An 18,364-nucleotide genomic window follows, 5' to 3' on the forward strand; every position below is an offset into this window, starting at 1 on the left:
GACAACAGCATTAGGAGGTGGCACATGGCCGCGCTCTCGCTCGGCTCGCTAGGCCTACGGGACCTGGGGGACGAACTCGGATCCCTCTAGGGGGTGTTCTGCATGGAGCGTTGGAACGTGGCCATGCAGGGCAGGCAGTGCCGGTCGGTTTCTCCGTGCTCCCCTGGTTCGAGGGGCTGGCCGCAGAGCGAGCCGGGCCGGTCGTGGGCGACGACGTGCCACACCAGGCCAGTGCCCGTGTGGGCCACTCCGATGCGCATCTCGTACATGACACCTCCCCGTGCAGGACAGACAGCACCTACTTCCACACCATCGCCGTCCGGAGGGCCACGCGCCGTCCTGGAGGGCCGTTCGGGTGAACCGGGCGACTGCCGGGTCCGGAATCCCGTACGCCGCACGGCGGCGGGATTCCGGACCGGATCAGCGGTCCGGCCAGTTCGTCGGACGCTCGGCTACCAGGCGGTGCAGTGCGGGCTCGCCTTGATCGCCTCGAAGTTCGCCGTGAAGACGTCGTAGGCCGACGCGTTGTCGATCTTCAGCAGCGTCTCGTCGTGCGAGCGCAGGTTCGGGTAGGTGTAGTTGTGGCTCCCGGTGAAGACCAGCTTGCGGTTGGCCCCGCCCAGGTATGTGCCCTCGATCAGCATGTACTTGGAGTGGATGCCGATGTCCCGCGTGGCACCGGCGGCGTCGGTGGCGGTGCCCGCGCACTTCGCGACGTAGTCGAGTCGCCCGGCGATCGTGTCCTGGACGGTGCTGCCGAGGTTGCCGTCCTCCCCGTTGTGCAGCAGCTCCACATGGCAGCCGGCGCCCTTGAGCTGCACCAGCTTGTCCGCCACCTGGGAGCGGGTGAAGGCGTACATGCCGATCCTGATCTTGGTGGACCCGCTCGCGCAGTCCACGTTGTTCAGCAGCGAGACGACGGTGTCGGTGCTGGCGTCGGTGGAGTAGGTCGTGCCGGCCTTCTCCTGCCGGGGAAAGAAGTACGTCTTGTACGGGCCGGCGTCCGTGGTCTTGTAGTACGTGGCCAGGCCGTCCCCGGAGGCCCCGTAGGTCCGCAGGTCCTGCCAGTAGGCGAGGTAGGACGCGTAGAGGCCGGAACCCGCGTCCGGGATGGTGACGGCGTTGTTGAAGAGGTTGCGCCGCTGGCTCGTGGTGAGGTTCGCCGAGGTCTGGAACACCACGTTGTCCGTGCTGCCCACCTTGGAGAAGAGCAGGAACTTGTTGTGGTTGATGGCGCCGTCGTCGCCACCGCCCAGGTTCCGGTTGCCGACGCAGCCGCGTGTGGCCGGGCAGGCCAGCACCCACGAGTCGGCCCCGAGGTCCGTGCCCAGGCCGGTCGCCGCCGCGAGCGTCGAGTACTCCGAGCCGGTGGCCTTCCCGTTCTCGCCGACGTCCGCAACGGCGTCACCGTCCACGATGAGCTTTACCTTGACGCCGCGGTTCTTCGCCGAGATCAGTGCGTTGCTGACTCCGCCGTCGGTGAACAGGTACATCGAGCCGTTGATCTCAGCACCCGCGGGCGTCCGGTTGACCAGGGAGATCAGCTGGTTGCGGATCGCGTCCTGCTGCGCGGTCGTCCCGGCCGGGTCGTTGAAGGTCGTGGTGAGCCCCACCGTGTCGTCTGCGGCGACCGCGCCCGGCACCCCCAGCAATGAGGCCACCAGCACGATGGCCCCAGCCCCCGCTGCCTTGCCTATCCGCACGCCCTGCTCCGATCTGATCGTCCGTTGATGTGATCTTGGAACATATCGCAGAGGCTCGGCCCGCGACGCAGGCAGGCTGCGGTCGGGGCGCCGGCCGTCCATCTCGCCCCGCTCGCCGCTCTCGCCCCGGAGAAGCGTCCGGCCCACGGCGGCGACCGCCGACGCGCGGACGGCCGGTCCGGTCGTACCCGTTCGGCGGCTTACCCCTGGTGATCCACAGCGGGCAGGATGGGTGCCTTGCCGTCGTGGGAGGCCGCCATGCCCGGAGGATCGAACGACCGGATCTCGTGGGGGCGGTGGCTGCTGGGACGGTGTGCGGCGCTCGCCACCGTGCTCCTGCTGATCCTCTTCAGCGCCGCCGGACAGGTGGACGCCGCACTGGGCCGGATCGAGGCGCCGGCCCATCCCTCATCGACGCTGGGCGGCCTGTTCACCCTCGCCCCCGGCTCGGACGCGGCAGATCGAGACGTACGTACGGCCTGGTGCGTCTGGTTCCGGGCGCTGCCCCACCCGAAGCAGCGGTATACCCAGGGTGTGGCCTCGGACCCGGAAACACGGGTGAACGCCTGCCTGACCACCTTCACCGAAGACGCCGACGAGGTGCTCAGCCCGTCATCGCGCGGGACAGCGGCCCGCGCCCTGATCCGCTGGTACATCGCGATCGACGTGGCGCTCGTCGCGCTGTACTCCCTCCTCCTCTTGAGGGCACTGCGCGTCCTTGCCAGACGGATCCCCACCGACCCCGCAGACCCGAAGTCACAGCATCCGACCAGCCTGAGCCTGCTCGGCGTCACGAGGCCGTGGCACGGCTGGGTCCTGGTCGGCTGCCTCGTCGCCGCGGAAGCGGTGGAGGACACATGCCAGTACCTCCTGTCGTCGGACGGCGTGACCCCCGGCGACGTGTACACCCTGAACCGGATCGCCGGCGGGGCAGCCCTCGTCAAGTGGGGCCTTGTCATCCTCACGGTGCTGCTGCTGATCGTGCTGGTGGCGCACACCACGGCTGAGAAGTGGCCGCTCTGGCGCGAGACCCTTCCGGTGGTGCGGCTCCAACTCGTCGTCTCCGCCGTTCTTCTGCTGCTCCTCTCAGGCCTGGGGGCGGACCAGGTACCGGACGCCCTGCTGGGTCTGCTGGACCGTCCTTCCACGGCCGTCGCCACGCCTGTGGCCGTCTTCGTCCTGTCACTCCTTCTCTGGCGCAGCATCCACCGGACCGCCCTGACGCAGGACAGGGCGCTCGGACCGATCCGCCTGTTGTGGGTGGCTGCCGCGGCCGCGGTCTTCGTGGTGCTCGGCTTCCTGTTCGCGCGGAACCTGCTCGGGCTCGGTGCCGTGCTCGTCTTCGTCTGCGTCCTGTGCTTGATCGCGGGCTCGCCGTCCAGGTTCCGCGGCGGCCGGGATCCGGGACTCGCGGCGGCGGCGGAGAAGACTCGCAAGCGCGCCGACATGATCACGGGCCTGCGGAGGACGAGGCTGCGGGCCATCGCACGGCTGCTGGCAGGCTTGCCGCTGGTGCTCCTCGGAACGTTCGCGGTCCGGTCCGCGGTGGCACCGGCGATCGTCGGCCCGCTCCACAGGAATCCCGTCGCGCTCGTGATCCTCGGGCTGCTCGGCGCCGCGACGGGTGTGGTGCTGCCCAGCCTGCTGGAGTGGGCGGAAGGGCACGTGGGGTGGGCCGAGGCGCCGACGCCTGACAAGGGCCGGTACGGTCTCTACTTCGTCCTGGCCGGCGTCTGCGGCCTCGTCGTCCTCGCGTCCGTGGCCACGCTCGTATGTGACTGTTCGTGGAACCTGCCGGCGTTCATGGGGCCGGTGGCCGTGGCGACCATGTTCCTGTGCGTGGTGCTCGTGGCGCTGAACGAACTCCAGCGCTGGTCGGAGCGAGCCACCCCGATGGCGGGATTCCGGGCCCTGGGGCTGGAGCGTACGCCCGTGTTCGTCCTGCTCCTCGTCTGGTTCCTGATGGCGTCGCGGTTCGACTCGGCGGGCCATCACGACGTACGGGTGACGAAACCGGCCGCCGGGGCGCCGGCACTCGCCGACTCCGTGAAGCTGAAGGACGCGTTCCAGGCCTGGGCATCGGCCAACTGCGCGACCACGGCGTCCTCCGCCGGCGGGCCGGCGACTGCGCGAGCCGAGGCACCGGTGCCCCTCGTGATCGTCGCCGCGTCGGGCGGCGGCATCCGCGCCGCCTACTGGACCAGGGCGGTACTGGACAAGCTCTTCCCCGCCGGCAGTCCTGTCAGCCGGCCGGCGGACGGTTCCGGCTGTACTCCCTCGGACGGGCGGGCGCCGGTCTTCGCGGTGAGCGGCATCTCCGGAGGCAGCCTCGGAGCGGTGTCCTGGTTGTCGCAGACCGCGCCGGGCAGTGCGGACCACGTCAGCAACAAGAAGGCCTTCGACGCCGATCACCTCTCCGGCGCCCTGGCCTGGATGACCTTCGTCGACTTGCCGCGCGCCTTCATCGGCTTCGAGGGCAAGGACCGGGCGGCCGTCCTGGAACAGTCCTGGGAGCGGCGCCAGCCGGAGCTGAAGCTGCCGTTCTACGAGACGTGGCTGGGCAGCGGCGGAGGTGCCGGTGCCGCTTCCGGTGTGGGTACCGGAAGCGGCTCTTGGACCCCGCTGGCGCTGCTCAACGGAACGGCCGCCGAGAGCGGGTGCCGCGTGCTGACCGCACCCGTGCAGCTCGGCGCGTTCGACCAGCCCGCCGGGGCCGCCTCCTGCGCCCGCCGGCCGGAAGGGCGGAAGAGCGAGGCGGTGGGCGGGCCGACCCTGCTGGACCTGCGCGGGGCGTTCCTGTGCGGCACGCAGGACGTCAGACGGTCCACGGCCGCGCTGCTCTCCGCCCGATTCCCCTACATCACACCGTCGGGCCGGCTCACGGCCCCCGGTGAGCCCTGTGCCTCCAAAGACACGCCCGTGTCCGTGGTCGACGGCGGCTACGTCGAAGCCACCGGCAGCCTGACCGCCACCGACCTCCTGGAAGCCCTGAACGAGGAGATCGCCTGCCACAACCGGCTGGCGGCGGGCGCCCGCCCCACGGACCGGTGCGTGGCCGGTGCGGGCGCACCCCGCAGACAGGTACAAGCGGTGCTGGTCCAGATCGACAATGGCTACAACGCCGTGGGCACGGCCTCCCCGTCAGGCCGCACACCGGAACTGGTGGTACCGCCCAAGGCCCAGGCCGCCGTAGGGAACACGAAGGACGCCAACGCACGGCAGCGCGCCTTCAAGGCGTTCGGCTGTCCGAACTACCTCCGCTTCGCCAACGTACGGGGCCCCGGGGCGCAGGCTCCTCTGGGCTGGGTCCTCTCCCAAAGCGCCCAGGCCGACCTCGAAGACCAGCTCGCCAAGCTGCGGGACAAGGGGACGGGCACGGGCTTCACCCTGAGCGGGCAGCTCAGCGACGTCGCGCAGCTCTGCAAGGCGTGACCGTGACCGTGACAGCGGCCGCCGCGGCCTCGGCCGCACCGCGGTAACCGCCTCGGACCAGCGCAGGTACGGGCAGGGGATCCCTGCCCGTACCTGCTCTGCTCAGCTCGCGCGGCTGTAGCGGACGTTTCCACTCCAGATCCGTTCCAGCCGGACGCGGGTTCCCGGGCGTGGGGCATGCCAAATCCTGTCGTGGCCTGCGTAGATGCCGACGTGGACTATGGTCGCGCCTCTGGGGAAGAAGACCAGATCGCCTGGCGCGCGCTGTTTCCGCGAAATGTGGCTCGTGTGGTCGTACTGCTCGTCGGCGGTCCGTGGAAGCCGCCGGCCGGCTTTTCGGAAGGCGTAGAGCGTGAGACCCGAGCAGTCGAACCTCTTGGGTCCGGTAGCGCCGTAGGCATAGGGCGCGCCCCGTTTGGAGGCGGCCACGGCGACGGCTTTGACGCCGTACGGCGAGGCCGCGTCGGCGGGAGTGACGGGCCCGGCCACCGAGGCAAGAGAGATGATGAGCAAGAGGGCCAGCGATCTGGGGGAGCAGGGATTCGGTAGTTGGATTCTTGTGGGTTTTCGGTTGTCCGTCCTGGAGTGGGGCAATCGTGATACCTCCGCATTCAAGTACAGGATCAGCGACTTGTGAGCTGCTTAGTTGCTGTTCTCGATCACATGCGTGTTGGCTCTCGATGGCCGATCAGTCTTCTCCGATGAGTCCGCATTTATCTCGATTGGACACGTTGAAGATTGTCTCGATTGTGCAAAATCATCCGAGATAATATTTAATCGCTATGTTCCGGTAGCTATGCGGGTTTTACTCAGGCGATCGCCGGGCGGAGGCGAACGGGCAGGGTCCGGTGGCCGTTGCTGATCAGGGAGGCGACGGGCTCCAGTTCGTCGGCCGGCACCGCCAGTTCGATGGCCGGGAAGCGGTCGAAGAGCCCCTTGAGGACGGACACGACTTCAAGGCGGGCCAGGGGCGCGCCCAGGCAGAAATGGACGCCGTGCCCGAAGGCGAGGTGGTCCTTCGTGACCCTCGTGACGTCGAAGGTGTCTGCGTCCGGGCCGTGCCAGTCGGGGTGGCGGTTGGCGGCGGCGTAAGAGGCCAGGATCGGCTCACCTTTGGCGATCGTCTGCCCGTCGGGCAGCGGGATGTCGGCGACGGCGAAGCGTATCGGCAGATGCTTGACGGCCGGCTCGTGGCGCAGGGTCTCCTCGACGACCTCACTCCAGCCGATCCGGCCGACACGGACGCGCTCCAGCTGCTCGGGGTGCGCGAACAGGGCGGTGATGGCCTGGTCGATGACGTTGACCGTCGTCTCGTAACCGGCGCTGATCATCAGCAGCAGGGTGTCGCGCAGCTCGGCGTCGGACAGTGCGGAGCCGTCGCCCTCCTCATCGCGGGCGGCGATGAGGAGGGAGGTCATGTCCTCGCCGGGTGTGGCGCGTTTGGTGACGATGAGCCGGTCGAGGACGCCGTAGAGCTGAACCGTGTTCGCGGTGGCCTGCTCGGGGGTGAGGGTGGTGTCGAAGACGCCGTCGACGAGTGAACGGAAGGCGGCGCGCTGCTCGTTGGGGACGCCCATGAGGTGGCCGATGACCGCGATGGGCATCGGGTAGGCGAGCCGCTCACGCAGGTCAGCCACCTCGCCGGGCGGGACGGCCGCGAGCTCGTCCAGCAGGCTGGTGACGATGGCCTCGACGGTGGTCCGGAGCGAGGCGACACGGCGCGCGCTGAACGCGGGAGCGACCATCCGCCGGAGCCGGCGGTGGTCGGCGCCGTAGGCGGTGAACATGTTGTTCACCGCGACCCATAGGGCGAGCGGCCACGTCTGGACGGCCTGATCGAACTCCGGCCAGTGCGCTCGGGCGTCCTTGGACACGTCCGGGCTGGTGAGGAGCTGCTTGAGGAGGGCGGGGTCGGTGACGGCCCACGCGGTCACGCCCAGGACGTCGACGCGGGACGCGGACCCTTGGGCGCGCAGCAGCCGGTGTTCCGCGTGCCGGTCGGAGCCGGCGGGGTCGAGAACGAGCGGGGCGATGGGCTGGAACGGAGTCATCCCCGGACAACACGTGTGGTGTGCAAGCTTGTTCCCGGGCTCACCTGGCAGGGCCGCCGTGCGGAGGAGTGGGGTCCGGAACCGGCGCGCCCGGGCAGCCGGTGTCCCCGGCCGGCAGTGTTCCGTTGAGGAGGTAGGCCTCGACGTGGGCGTCCACGCACGCGTTGTCGTTCTGGAACTGGCCGTGGTCGCCGCCGTTCACGGTGATCAGGCGCGAGCCGGCCAGGCCCCGGTGGGCGCGCACGGCGGCCTCGTAATAAGTCGCCGGATCGTTCGTCGAGTTGAGCATCAGCACCGGTGGCAGTCCCTCGCCGGTCACCTTGATGCGAGGCGCCTTCGACCGCGGCCAGTTCGCGCAGATGGACGCGAACGTCAACTCCCTTGCCCCAGCGAGCGGATGGTCGTACGTGGCTTCCGCGCTCTGCTCCACCCAATAGCGGCTGTCGCGGTTCCACGGGGTGTCGCCGCAGGTGACCGCGAAGAAGTCGGCGAAGAAATTGGCCTCCATGAGGTGCCTGAAGCTCCGCGCGACGGCCGCCCTCGTCTCCGCGGGGGCCTCGTCGGGATGCGCGAGCACCCCGAGGAGCGCCGCCAGACCCCCGAACTGCCGCGCGTTGTATATCGCGTCCGTCGCCGCCGCATCAAGGTGATTGGGGGTGATGACCGTCCCGTCGATGTCGAGCGGGTGGTCGTGCAGGGCGGCCCGCAGCCGCTCGTAATTCGCCTTGGCCTCGGCAGGGGTGCGGCCCTGGTGATACGTCGTGTCGTTCTTCGCCAGCCATGGCAGGAAATCCTGCTCGAACCTCCGCTGGAAACTCAACGGCTGTCCCGTGAGGAACGACTGCCAGGTTCCGGTGAAGTCGATATTGCTGTCGAGAACGACCCGTTCCACGCGACGGGGGAACTCGGTGGCGTAATACGCCCCGAGGAATGTGGCGTAGGAGGGTCCGAAGTAGGAGATTCTCTCCTCTCCGAGCAACTCCCGGTACAGATCCATGTCGTGCACGGCCTGATCGGTGGTGATGTACGGCAGCAGGCCGCCCGAATTGCGTACGCAGTCGCGGACGAAGCCGCGGGCCCGGTCGAAGGTCTGCCGCACGGCCGCCCCGGACCGGTCGCGCAGATCGCCGCTGCCGAAGAACGCGTCGACCGTGTCCTGGTCCGAGCAGACGATGCGGGTACTCGCGCCCACACCGCGCTGGTCGAAGCTGACGATGTCGTACGCCTCCGCCAACTTCGGGCTGTACGAGGCAAGGCGCGCCGGGCGGCCCAGCCCCGACGCCCCGGGACCACCCGCCGCCATCATCAGCACCCCGCGGCGCTTCGACGCGTCCGCGGCGTGCCGCCGGGACACCTCGATCCTGAAGTCCGGTCCGGCGTCAGGGTGGTACCAGTCGCGGGGCACGGCCATCGTGGCGCACTCCAGCGAACCGGACGCACACGGATGCCAGTCGAGCCGCTGGTGCCGGTACCGCTCCGGCACGGGCGGAGCCCCCGCCGCGGTCGCGGCCCCCGCCGGGACGGTGGGCAGGGCCGCCACCGCAGCCAGTGCGCACGCGGCGGCCGCGGCCCACCGGGTCGGTTTCTTGAACAAGGGCATGTCGCTGTCTCCCCGCTTCGATCATTTCGGTCGCCTCGATCGTCGCGCGGAGGGCACCTGCCCTGCGATATCCCTGGCATCCGGTTGCGGGGTGGCACCAGTGCCACCCCGCAACCGCCGTCACGCGGCCGGGACCTACTGGATTCCGGGGATCTGACGGGCCTTGAACGCGTTGCGCACCGCGTCCGCGGCACCCGTGCCGTACATACGCTGCGCCGTGGCGATCGTCGTGAGCGCCGCGTCCCGGAAACTGGTGTCGGGTGCGAAGCCGAACTGCGCGTTGACGATGATGCGGTCGGCGGTTCGCGCGCCCAGGGCGCCGCGGATGTCGAAGAGGGCGCGGGACCAGATCTCGCCGTCGGCGTGGACCTCGCCGACCCGGTCCGCGTAGACCTTGTTGCCGTCGATGCGGCGCAGGCAGTGCGGGGCGGCGCTGTAGGTGACGGAGTCCCAGTCGGCGACGCACGCCAGGTCCGCGTTGCGCGGCCACCCGTACGTGCTGTCCGCATGGGCACCGACCTCGACGGCCAGGTAGTCCCCGAAGGCCTCGCCTATCGCACCGGCCTCGGGAGAGGTGCCGAAGCCCGGGACCTGCGCGTTGTGCACCGCGTGCCCGTACTCGTGAACGATCACCTCGGCGTCCTCGGCGTCGTCGACACCACCCTTGCCGAAGCGGATCTCCGCCTTCTTGTCAGTGAAGAAGGAGTTGTCGGCGCCCCACTGGTTGATACGGACCGCCTGGGCCCGGTTGTTGGCTCCCGGCAGCTCGCTGCCGAAGCCCAGGCCCTGGAGGTACTCCTGTGCCTCATTGACCCAGAAGTAGGCCATGACCTGCTCGAACTGGTCGTCGGCGCGCGTGTAGGAGCCGGCGTCCGCGGTCTTCGCCGAGGCGCCGGTGTCCGATCTGACGTACGCCCACTTGCCGGACAGTCCGCCACTGCCGTCCAGATTGCGCAGGGAGGCGGTGGCATAGGCGGAGGCGGGCACGGCGTCGGCGCCGTCCTTGCCGTCGGTGAGCGTCTGGTCGCCCGAGGACTGGACGGGGTTGACCATGAACACCCGAGCCTGGGGCAGGGCCGGCGCGGGGGCCGAGGCCGAGGCCGTTCCGCTCAGGGAGAGCAGGGCCACGGTGGCGGTGGCCGCGGCGGTCAAGCCGCGGGGTGTGCGGCGAAGCATAGACATCCTCCGATATGGGATGCGGTGTGCCGGACAGTGGGTAGGGGCGTGGTGCGGCCGTGATCATTGCGTACCGCCACCCGTCTTGACCAGACCCGCGACCGAGTCTCCGCCGCCGCCTCCGAGACCGGTGCCCGGGTACCTGCGGAACGGCTTCGGCGGAGCGGCGTTGTCAGTGCCGTGCGCGAGGATCAAGGACATGACGACGACCGTGATCTCCGCACCTGTGGCCACCCGTGACGACTACGACGCGGCGGTGGACAGAGCCCTTGCCGCATCCGCCGCCTACTACGGCGCCGGGGACTCCGATCTCGACGACGCCTCGTACGACCTGCTGGCCCGCCAGATCACGGAGTACGAGACGGAGCACCCCGAGCAGGTCCGCCCGGACTCGCCCACGGGAAAGGTCGGCGGCGGCGCGGCGCCGGTCGGCGACATAGCGCACAGCGCTCCCATGCTCTCCCTGGACAACGTCTTCGACGCCTCCGAGCTGATCAAGTGGGAGGCCTCGCTGACGCGGCGACGCGGCGACGCGGCGACTCGGCGCCCCGGTGGCCGGCGGGTACGCGGTCGAGCCGAAGCTCGACGGCGCGGCGATCGCCGCCCGCTACCGGGACGGCCGGCTGGCCCAGCTCATCACCCGCGGCGACGGCGCGCACGGCGAGGACATCTCCCACGCCATAGGCAGCATCACCGGCCTGCCCGCGCAGCTGGCCGTGGCCGCCACCGTCGAGGTGCGCGGTGAAGTCCTGATGACGCACGAGCAGTTCACCCGGGCCAACGAGATCCGCCGGGCCCACGGGGCCAAGCCGTTCTCCAACCCGCGCAACGGCACGGCCGGCACCCTGCGGGCCAAGGAGCGCCCCTACGTGATCGATATGACGTTCTTCGCCTACGGGGCCGTAGCCGCCGAAGAGGACTGGCCGTTCAGCCTGGGCGGCGGGCACGCGGCCGTGATGGCCGGGCTGGCGGAGGCGGGCGTGCAGACCACCGCGGCGAGCGCGGCGGGCCTGGTCGTCTGCGCGACGCTGGAGGAAGTCCAGGGCAGGGTCGAGGAGATCGCCGCCCTCCGCCCCGGCCTGCCCTTCGGAATCGACGGCGTGGTCATCAAGGCGGACGACGCCGCCGAGCAGGCCAAGGCGGGCTTCGCCACCCGCCACCCGCACTGGGCGATCGCCTACAAGCTGCCCGCGGTGGAACGGCAGACCAAGCTCGTCGGGGTGGAGTGGAACGTCGGGCGCACCGGCATCATCGCCCCGCGCGCCGTCCTCGAGCGGATCGAGGTCGACGGCAGCATCGTGCAGTACGCCACGCTCCACAACCCGGCCTTCATCCGCGACAGCGGCATGATGATCGGCGACACCGTCACGGTGTGGAAGGCCGGCGTTATCTCTGCTTAGTTGGCATGTCTCATTGGCTCTGCCTCGGCACTCCTAGGATTGTCAATAGTTCTTGCACTCTGCTGCGTCGCACTCCTACGGTGCCACCCATGCACCTGATCTACTTCTCCCGCGAAGGCTGGGAGAGCTGGGGTCGTCCTTCGAAGCCGCTCGTACGTGAGGGCATGCCCGTACTCATCGACGATGACCTGCTGTTCGAGGAAGCCGGTGTGGCCCGTCCCACGGTGGCGGTGAACCTGTGGTTGCAGAACCTCCCGCTGGATGGCGCCCCGGCCCAGAAGACCTGGAAGACCTATGCGCAAGCGATGAAGCCCTGGCTGGAGCACCTGGCTGAGGTCGGGGTCCATCCGTTCGAGGACCGCGAGACCCTGCGTGCGGCCCTCAGCAGCTTCTCCGAGTACCGCCTTTCCGGTCCGCTCTCGGCCCGTTGGGACGTGAGCACGTGGAACCAGAACGTGAACCCAGTGGCGCGGTTCTACCAGTGGGCTGTCGAGGAGGGCTTCTGCACGGCGGTGCCGTTCACGTATGCCCTGGTCCGGCGTTTTACCGAGGCCGGCCCCGTGGAGACCCGCCGCAACATGGCGACGCTGCGGGCCCCGAAGCCGCACGCGACGTTGTCGTACCTGGAGGACGACTTCCTTCAGTTGTTCCTCTGGGCTCTGGCGGGTCTGGGGCCCGGCGGCGTACCGGACACCTTCCGGGGCCGCCAGGTGGGGCGCAACGCCGCGATGGCGAAGCTGGTGGTGTCCAGTGGGCTGCGCGCACAGGAGTTCACGCATCTACTCACCTACGAGTTGCCGACTCTGCCGACCCGGCAGACGACGCTGCCGCTGCCGTTCCCGCTGTCAGCCCAGATCACCAAGGGTAAGAAGGCGCGGGAGACCTGGGTCGACGTGGACGCCGCCGCTGAGATGTGGCAGTACGTGGACCTGGACCGGGCGGCGGCCTGCCACGGCAGGGTCTACCGGCCGCGCGAAACATCACGACCCTGCGCGTGCGGGCCCGGGTCGACCCGAACCGGCCTCGCCGATAGGGCCGCTCTCCGGCGGCGGGCCGTGAAACCTGCTGTCCGACCCAGCCGGACCGGTCGGCCGCAACCCGGCGGCCGACCCGTTGATGGGGCTCTTTGAATTTCCCCACCCGGTACTCGGGTGTTGGCCAGACCCGCTCGCGGTAGTGCCCCACGCTGGAACAGGCGGTGGGTACACCGATGGCGAGAGCGGAGGTCGCCGCTGAGCGGGTTGGGGAGGAGAACAGCTACCTATGGCCTACCTGACAAATGATCATCTGGCGGGTTCGTGGGACCAGGAGCGCGGCCAGGGGTCGGCCTCGACGCAGAACCGCCGGCTCGCTGGATACGGAGAGCGAGCCGGTCGGCGGTTGCCCGGCTGTCGATGTACTCGTCTCTGATCGTGCGGAGGTCGTGAGTTCGAGCTCTGACCAGGTAGACGGTCGGCTTGGTGACGCCCCGAGGCCGCCTCGCGGGTTTGAGCCCGGTGCCGCGACTGACGAACCTGGCGAAGAGTCGTGTCCTACCGGCTCGAGGCGCGGCCAACCGCCCCCGCTACGTCCTACTCCTCCGGCTCCCAGACGCGGAGCAGGTCGAGCAGCCCTGCGTCTCCGTCAACGTGCAAGGAGTCGGCCGGGATACGGTCGTACAAGTAGAGGACCAACTCACTGGCCGTGCCATGGATGGAGGCGCCGGCTGCGTCCGAGTCCTCGCCGGTCGCGGCAGTGGGCGCGGGGATGCGGGTGGAGCGTGCGCCGTCGCCGTCGACCGTGAGGCGCCAGGAGCGGCCCTCGGCGGTCTGGAAGTCGAAGGCCGTGGGCTTGTGCGGCCAGGCGCTGGGCGTCGCGACGCAGGTGAACAGGAACTCCTCGACACCGTCGAGGGCGACCTCGGCCGGCAGCGGCTGCGGGGCGCCCGCGGCGAGCTGGGCGTCGTAGGTGTGCACCGCGCTCTCCTGGACCCGGTGCCGGGCGACTCCGCCAGAGGTCCGCGGCGTCTGCAGGGCACTCCACCACGCCCAGCAGCCGGCGTCCGGGCCCGCCTCCCGCAGGGCGCTCAGCAGAAGCTGCGTCGACGCGGCCATCCAGGCCAGCAGGGCCTCACGCTCCCGCGGCACTTCCAGAGCGGCGCGCGCAGCGGTGGCCTCGGCCGGGGGAGCGTCGGCAGGCCCCGCGCCGAGGATGGCGGCCCAGAAACGGTCTCCCCCACCCAGGTGCTTCACCAGATCGAACAGCGTCCACTCGGGGCAGGTCGGCACCTGTGCGTCGAGACTGGGCGCGGAGGCGACCGCGGCGCGGAAGGCGGTCGACCGTTCATCGATCAGTCGCAGCAGGTCAGGGAACTCAAGATTCTTTTCCACGCCGGATGTCTATCACCGTGCTCCGGTGATCGGACAGCGATTTTCACAGTCGCCGCCGGTTGGCCATTGCGGACGTCGTCCTCGCCTCCCACCGCTCGGGTGACAAGCTGCGCACTGCTGCGAGGACGCTGGTGGTGGCGGTACGCCCGGCGTCGGGCCTGTGGGTGCTCTGGCGTCGCCGCGCGGCCGGGCACCTCGGCGACGTGACGTCCACCCGGTGCGCGCGGTCATGCTGCCGCTCGATGTGATGGACGCGGAGGTCACGACGGCGGGGGAGGACCGGTCGGGTCGGGAGTTCATGTCCTGGTCGCGGGGGAGAGCGCCGGGTCCAAGCTGGCCAAGGCGCAGGAGCTGGGCACGAGAATCCTCTCCGAGCAGGAGTTCGCCGACATCCTCGGCGACCAACTGGTGTGACCCGGGGACAACGGCAAGTGGCTGCCCGACCAGGCAGTGTTCTGGAAGGGCTCCGGGGACGTGCTGGCCCTGCCCAGGCTCGCCGCGAACAAGGCGACTTCGGCCGCGGCCGTCTCCGACGACGACCGGGTGGGCGGCTCGGCCGTGAACGCGAAAGGCAAGACCAGGGCCGTCGTATGGAAGTGCGCGAGCAAGCAGGCGTACCTGCCGCAGTAGCGCGCGGCCATGGGCATGGTGAACAGTCTCCGGCACTTTGCCGGCGGCCTCACAGAGCCCTGAGAACACTTGATGGGCGCTCGACGCGGCCCTGCTCGCCGCCGGGCTGCTGATCTCGGGCAAGGCGAGGCACGCACCGGAGCGGTGACCGCGAGGCGCCCCTCGCCCAGGGGCGGCTTCAACAAACCTTCACATGATGTACGTGGTGTGATGCCTCCCTGGCGCTGCCACTCGAAATACCGGTTATGCCCGATGTAATTGGTAGGCATATGCCCGTTTCTGTCCTGCGGTGATGACGGACGGCGGATAACTGTTACTCGATCTTGCGAAGGAGCTGTGGTGATCGGGTAAATGAAATCGGACGGCCCGTCACCCGGTTGCCGCCGCGCACGCGGGAACGCGTCAACGCGGTTGGCCCGGTCACCCGTTCACGTGCTTACATCAGCGCACCGCCGCGGTTCCGCCGCGGGAGTGGACAGGACTGTTTCGTTTTTGCGGCCTGCGCCACGTCTTTTGAGAAGCATTCAGACGAATTGAAGGGTGCGCACATAATGCGTAACGACATCGAGACCCGCGAGATCGCCGACACCGAGCTGGACGCCGTTTCCGGCGGTGTGAGCATCTCCGGTGGCCTCATCGGCGGCGCGACCGGCGACGTCCGGACCGTGCTGGGTGCGGTGACCTCCCTGGAGACCGTCCACGGCGTGCTGACCCTCCCCGGTCAGGTTGAGGGCATCGTCGGCGTCCGCGCTGGTGTCGCCGGTCTCTGATCGAGACATCTGTTGCCCATGAACCCCGGAACTCCTTCCTTCCGGGGTTCATGGCTGCCCGCGCTCAACCACCCGTATCACGAATGCAGTTGAGGGAATAGTCCGTGCAGTTCCGCCAAAAGGCGCTTTCCAAGCTGCAATCGCCAGAAGAGCTTGATCTGCCCGTACGCTTCGCGCGCCCACAGGGCCGGCTCGTCCTTGCCGTCACTGTCGTCGTCATGGCAGTCGCGGGCTTCTGGGCATTCACCGGATCCGTCTCCTCCAAACTGAGCGCACCCGGCATCCTCACCCATGCCGAGGGCAGTTACATGCTGCAGAGCCCCTTCGCCGGACAAGTCACCGCGGTCTCCGCCAAGGAGGGGCAGCTCCTGACCCCCGGCGCGCCCCTGCTCCAGGTCCGCACGGAGCGAGGCGACCAGACCGTGCGCGTCGTGGCCGGCGGGCGCGTGACGACCCTGGTCGCCAAGATGGGCTCCGTGCTCACGACCGGCGCGGACGTCGCGACCGTCGAACGCGTGCAGAGTCCGGACGACCCGCTGGTGGCCATGCTGTACGTGCCCGGCGGAAGCGGCGCGGCGATCCCCGTCGGCGCCTCGGTCGACCTGAGCGTCCAGTCCGCCCCCCGCCAGCAGTTCGGAGTGCTGCGCGGCCGCGTCAAGGCGGTCGGCCGCGCGCCGCAGACACCGGGGCAGATCAGCGGCTTCCTCGGCGACAGCCGGCTCGCCGCGCAGTACTCCAAGCAGGGCAACCCCGTCGCGGTGCTCGTACAGCTGGAGCACTCCTCCACGACCAAGTCCGGCTACCGCTGGTCCTCCACCGACGGGCCCCCGTACGCCGTCGACTCCACGACGCCGGTCACCGCGGCCGTCCACCTCGCAGCGCAGCGCCCCATCGACTGGCTGCTCCCGTGACCGCATCGCAGGAAGAAGCCTCCCAGCTCCCGCCCGCGGGACACCGCCGCCACCGCCCCACCCCCCAGGGCGGCGCCCGCCGCCGCCCGGAGCCGGCGGACAAGAACGACAACAACCCCAGGCGCCGCTCCTCGCGGAACAGGCCGGTGCCCGTCCCCAAGGGCCGGACCCCCCGCACCGTCCGCACCCCCACCGTGCTGCAGATGGAGGCGGTGGAGTGCGGCGCCGCCGCGCTGGCCATGGTGCTCGGCCACTTCGGCCGCTTCGTCCCCCTGGAAGAGCTGCGCATCGCCTGCGGAGTCTCCCGCGACGGATCCCGGGCCAGCAACCTCCTCAAGGCCGCGCGCAGTTACGGGCTGAGGGCCAAGGGCATGCAGATGGACCTGGCCGCGCTGGCCGGGGTCAGCCCCCCGGCCATCCTCTTCTGGGAGTTCAACCACTACGTCGTCTACGACGGCATGGGCCGCCGCTTCGGCCGCCGGGGCGTGTACATCAACGACCCGGGCAAAGGCCGGCGGTTCGTCCCCATGGAGGACTTCGACACCAGCTTCACCGGCGTCGTACTCACCTTGCAGCCCGACGACGGCTTCCGCCGCACCGGCCGCAAGCCCGGCGTCATGGGCGCCATGCCGGCCCGCCTGCGCGGCACATCGGGGACCATGCTCGCCGCCGTCATCTCCAGCCTGCTGCTGGTCGCCGTCGGCGCCGTGGTGCCCGCGCTGAGCCGTACATACATCGACATGTTCCTGATCGGCGACCAGACGTCCCTGCTGGGCGTGCTCTTCGCGTCGATGGCGGCCACCCTGGTACTCACCGCGACGCTCACCGCGCTCCAGCAGGCGAACCTGCTGCGCGGACGCATCATCTCCTCGACCCTGGGCAGCGCCCGCTTCCTACGGCACCTGCTCAGACTCCCGGTCACCTTCTTCGCCCAGCGCAACCCGGCCGACCTGGTCCAGCGCCTCCAGTCCAACGACGCCGTCGCCGAGACCCTCGCCCGGGACCTGGCCGCCGCGGGCGTGGACGCCGTGGTGGTCGTGCTCTACGCGCTGCTGCTGTGGACGTACGACCCGCAGCTCACGGTCCTCGGGGTGCTGATCGCGCTGCTCAACGTCGTGGCCATGCGGATCGTGATCCGGGTGAGGGCCACCGGTACGCAGAAACTGCGCGCCGAGAGCGCCCGGCTCACCAACACCTCGTACAGCGGTCTCCAGCTCATCGAGACGATGAAGGCCACCGGCGGCGAGAACGGTTTCTTCCGCCGCTGGGCCGGCCAGCACGCCGTCACGCTCGACGTGCAGCAGCGGCTCGGCGTCCCGAGCGCCTGGCTGGCGATCGTCGCGCCCACGCTGGCCGCGCTCAACAGCGCGCTGATCCTGATGATCGGCGGCCTGCGCGCCGTGGAGGGGCACCTCTCGGTCGGTCTGCTCGTCGCCTTCCAGGCCCTGGTGACCAGCTTCACCGCGCCGATCACCCGCCTCAACGGCGTGGCCGGACGGATCCAGGACTTCGCGGCCGACGTCGCCCGCCTCAAGGACGTCGAGAACTTCCCCGTCGACCCGCTCTACTCGCGCCGCGAGCCCGGCGCCGGCACCCGGCGCCTCAAGGGCCATGTGGAGCTGGACAACATCACCTTCGGATACAGCCCGCTGGACGCACCCCTGCTGAAGGACTTCTCCCTCTCGGTCGGCCCCGGGCAGCAGATCGCGCTCGTCGGCGGCTCGGGCAGCGGCAAGTCCACCGTCTCCCGCCTGATCTCCGGCCTCTACGCCCCCTGGGAAGGCACGATCCGCATCGACGGGATGCGGCTCGCGGACATCCCGCGCGGCGCGCTGGCCGCCTCCGTCTCCTTCGTCGACCAGGACGTCTTCCTCTTCGAGGGCACCGTCCGCGACAACGTCGCCCTGTGGGACCCCTCCATCCCCGACGAGGCGGTCATCACCGCCCTCCAGGACGCCGCCGTGTACGAGGTGGTGGCCCGGCGGCCCGGCGGCATCCACAGCCCTGTCGAGCAGGACGGCCGCAACTTCTCCGGCGGCCAGCGCCAGCGCCTGGAGATCGCCCGGGCACTCGTGCGCCGCCCCAGCGTGATGATCCTGGACGAAGTGACCAGCGCACTGGACGCGGTGACCGAACAGCTCGTCATCGACAACCTGCGCCGCCGGGGCTGTGCCTGCGTGGTCATCGCCCACCGGCTGAGCACGGTGCGCGACAGCGACGAGATCGTCGTGCTCGACCGGGGCACGGTCGTGGAACGCGGGCGGCACGAGCACCTGGTGGCCGCGCGGGGCGCGTACGCCGAACTGGTCAAGGAGTACTGAG

16 protein-coding genes are annotated in these 18,364 nt (G+C 69.7%); 8 read left to right on the plus strand and 8 right to left on the minus strand.

Annotation, left to right across the window (positions count from 1 at the left end; all coding sequences use genetic code 11):
- Nucleotides 1-86: 86 nt before the first annotated feature.
- Nucleotides 87-269 (minus strand): hypothetical protein, encoded by a 183-nt coding sequence (locus J7I97_RS30475; protein WP_214941301.1) that lies wholly within the window; start codon nt 267-269, stop codon nt 87-89.
- A 183-nt stretch (nt 270-452) separates the two neighbouring features.
- The gene (locus J7I97_RS30480) at nt 453-1,703 is read right to left on the minus strand and encodes a phospholipase D-like domain-containing protein (protein WP_308369329.1); all 1,251 of its coding nucleotides are present in this window, start codon (nt 1,701-1,703) and stop codon (nt 453-455) included.
- Nucleotides 1,704-1,961: 258 nt separating this feature from the next.
- On the opposite strand from J7I97_RS30480, the gene J7I97_RS30485 reads away from it, so the two are divergent.
- Nucleotides 1,962-5,135, plus strand: a complete 3,174-nt coding sequence (locus J7I97_RS30485) for a hypothetical protein (protein WP_214941304.1) — start codon at nt 1,962-1,964, stop codon at nt 5,133-5,135.
- Nucleotides 5,136-5,237: 102 nt separating this feature from the next.
- Here J7I97_RS30485 and J7I97_RS30490 read toward each other — a convergent pair whose 3' ends face one another.
- From J7I97_RS30490 to J7I97_RS30510, 5 genes are all read right to left on the minus strand, one after another.
- Nucleotides 5,238-5,657 (minus strand): NlpC/P60 family protein, encoded by a 420-nt coding sequence (locus tag J7I97_RS30490; RefSeq protein WP_251049854.1) that lies wholly within the window; start codon nt 5,655-5,657, stop codon nt 5,238-5,240.
- Between the two features lie 287 nt (nt 5,658-5,944).
- Nucleotides 5,945-7,186 carry a cytochrome P450 gene (locus J7I97_RS30495; protein WP_214941307.1) on the minus strand — a complete coding sequence of 414 codons (1,242 nt, stop codon included), beginning with the start codon at nt 7,184-7,186 and terminating at the stop codon, nt 5,945-5,947.
- 40 nt (nt 7,187-7,226) lie between these two features.
- Nucleotides 7,227-8,786 (minus strand): alpha/beta hydrolase, encoded by a 1,560-nt coding sequence (locus J7I97_RS30500; RefSeq protein WP_214941310.1) that lies wholly within the window; start codon nt 8,784-8,786, stop codon nt 7,227-7,229.
- 135 nt (nt 8,787-8,921) lie between these two features.
- Nucleotides 8,922-9,938, minus strand: coding sequence for a M4 family metallopeptidase (locus tag J7I97_RS30505; protein WP_251059305.1), 1,017 nt, complete (start codon nt 9,936-9,938; stop codon nt 8,922-8,924).
- A gap of 87 nt (nt 9,939-10,025) precedes the next feature.
- Nucleotides 10,026-10,163 (minus strand): hypothetical protein, encoded by a 138-nt coding sequence (locus J7I97_RS30510; protein ID WP_214941316.1) that lies wholly within the window; start codon nt 10,161-10,163, stop codon nt 10,026-10,028.
- A 350-nt stretch (nt 10,164-10,513) separates the two neighbouring features.
- Here J7I97_RS30510 and J7I97_RS30515 point away from each other — a divergent pair, with 350 nt between their 5' ends.
- Both J7I97_RS30515 and J7I97_RS30520 read left to right on the plus strand, forming a co-directional pair.
- Nucleotides 10,514-11,362 carry a hypothetical protein gene (locus J7I97_RS30515; protein ID WP_374195528.1) on the plus strand — a complete coding sequence of 283 codons (849 nt, stop codon included), beginning with the start codon at nt 10,514-10,516 and terminating at the stop codon, nt 11,360-11,362.
- 89 nt (nt 11,363-11,451) lie between these two features.
- Nucleotides 11,452-12,492, plus strand: a complete 1,041-nt coding sequence (locus J7I97_RS30520) for a hypothetical protein (RefSeq protein WP_214941318.1) — start codon at nt 11,452-11,454, stop codon at nt 12,490-12,492.
- A 441-nt stretch (nt 12,493-12,933) separates the two neighbouring features.
- Here the strand turns inward: J7I97_RS30520 and J7I97_RS30525 are convergent, their stop codons facing one another.
- Nucleotides 12,934-13,731, minus strand: coding sequence for a maleylpyruvate isomerase family mycothiol-dependent enzyme (locus J7I97_RS30525; RefSeq protein WP_214941321.1), 798 nt, complete (start codon nt 13,729-13,731; stop codon nt 12,934-12,936).
- 59 nt (nt 13,732-13,790) lie between these two features.
- Between J7I97_RS30525 and J7I97_RS30530 the strand changes: the two genes are divergently transcribed.
- From J7I97_RS30530 to J7I97_RS30550, 5 genes are all read left to right on the plus strand, one after another.
- A complete protein-coding gene (locus J7I97_RS30530) occupies nt 13,791-13,979 on the plus strand; it encodes a hypothetical protein (protein WP_214941324.1) in 189 nt (62 codons plus the stop codon).
- A 202-nt stretch (nt 13,980-14,181) separates the two neighbouring features.
- Complete coding sequence (locus J7I97_RS30535) at nt 14,182-14,361, plus strand: hypothetical protein (protein ID WP_214941327.1); 180 nt, start codon at nt 14,182-14,184, stop codon at nt 14,359-14,361.
- A gap of 551 nt (nt 14,362-14,912) precedes the next feature.
- On the plus strand, nt 14,913-15,131 hold the full coding sequence (locus J7I97_RS30540; RefSeq protein WP_214941330.1) for a hypothetical protein: 219 nt from the start codon (nt 14,913-14,915) through the stop codon (nt 15,129-15,131).
- Nucleotides 15,132-15,235: 104 nt separating this feature from the next.
- Nucleotides 15,236-16,042: an HlyD family efflux transporter periplasmic adaptor subunit gene (locus J7I97_RS30545; protein WP_214941333.1), complete on the plus strand. Its 807-nt coding sequence runs from the start codon at nt 15,236-15,238 to the stop codon at nt 16,040-16,042.
- Nucleotides 16,043-16,245: 203 nt separating this feature from the next.
- On the plus strand, nt 16,246-18,363 hold the full coding sequence (locus J7I97_RS30550) for an NHLP family bacteriocin export ABC transporter peptidase/permease/ATPase subunit (RefSeq protein WP_251049851.1): 2,118 nt from the start codon (nt 16,246-16,248) through the stop codon (nt 18,361-18,363).
- Nucleotide 18,364 lies beyond the last annotated feature (1 nt).

It is taken from the genome of Streptomyces sp. ISL-87 (genome assembly GCF_018614095.1).
GTDB lineage: Bacteria > Actinomycetota > Actinomycetes > Streptomycetales > Streptomycetaceae > Streptomyces.

Coding starts and splice junctions, on each gene's coding strand:
- J7I97_RS30520 (WP_214941318.1), top strand. CDS start 11,452: ATGCACCTGATCTACTTCTCCCGCGAAGGCTGGGAGAGCTGGGGTCGT.
- J7I97_RS30485 (WP_214941304.1), top strand. CDS start 1,962: ATGCCCGGAGGATCGAACGACCGGATCTCGTGGGGGCGGTGGCTGCTG.
- J7I97_RS30475 (WP_214941301.1), bottom strand. CDS start 269: ATGTACGAGATGCGCATCGGAGTGGCCCACACGGGCACTGGCCTGGTG.
- J7I97_RS30500 (WP_214941310.1), bottom strand. CDS start 8,786: ATGCCCTTGTTCAAGAAACCGACCCGGTGGGCCGCGGCCGCCGCGTGC.
- J7I97_RS30495 (WP_214941307.1), bottom strand. CDS start 7,186: ATGACTCCGTTCCAGCCCATCGCCCCGCTCGTTCTCGACCCCGCCGGC.
- J7I97_RS30510 (WP_214941316.1), bottom strand. CDS start 10,163: ATGTCCTTGATCCTCGCGCACGGCACTGACAACGCCGCTCCGCCGAAG.
- J7I97_RS30540 (WP_214941330.1), top strand. CDS start 14,913: ATGCGTAACGACATCGAGACCCGCGAGATCGCCGACACCGAGCTGGAC.
- J7I97_RS30550 (WP_251049851.1), top strand. CDS start 16,246: ATGGAGGCGGTGGAGTGCGGCGCCGCCGCGCTGGCCATGGTGCTCGGC.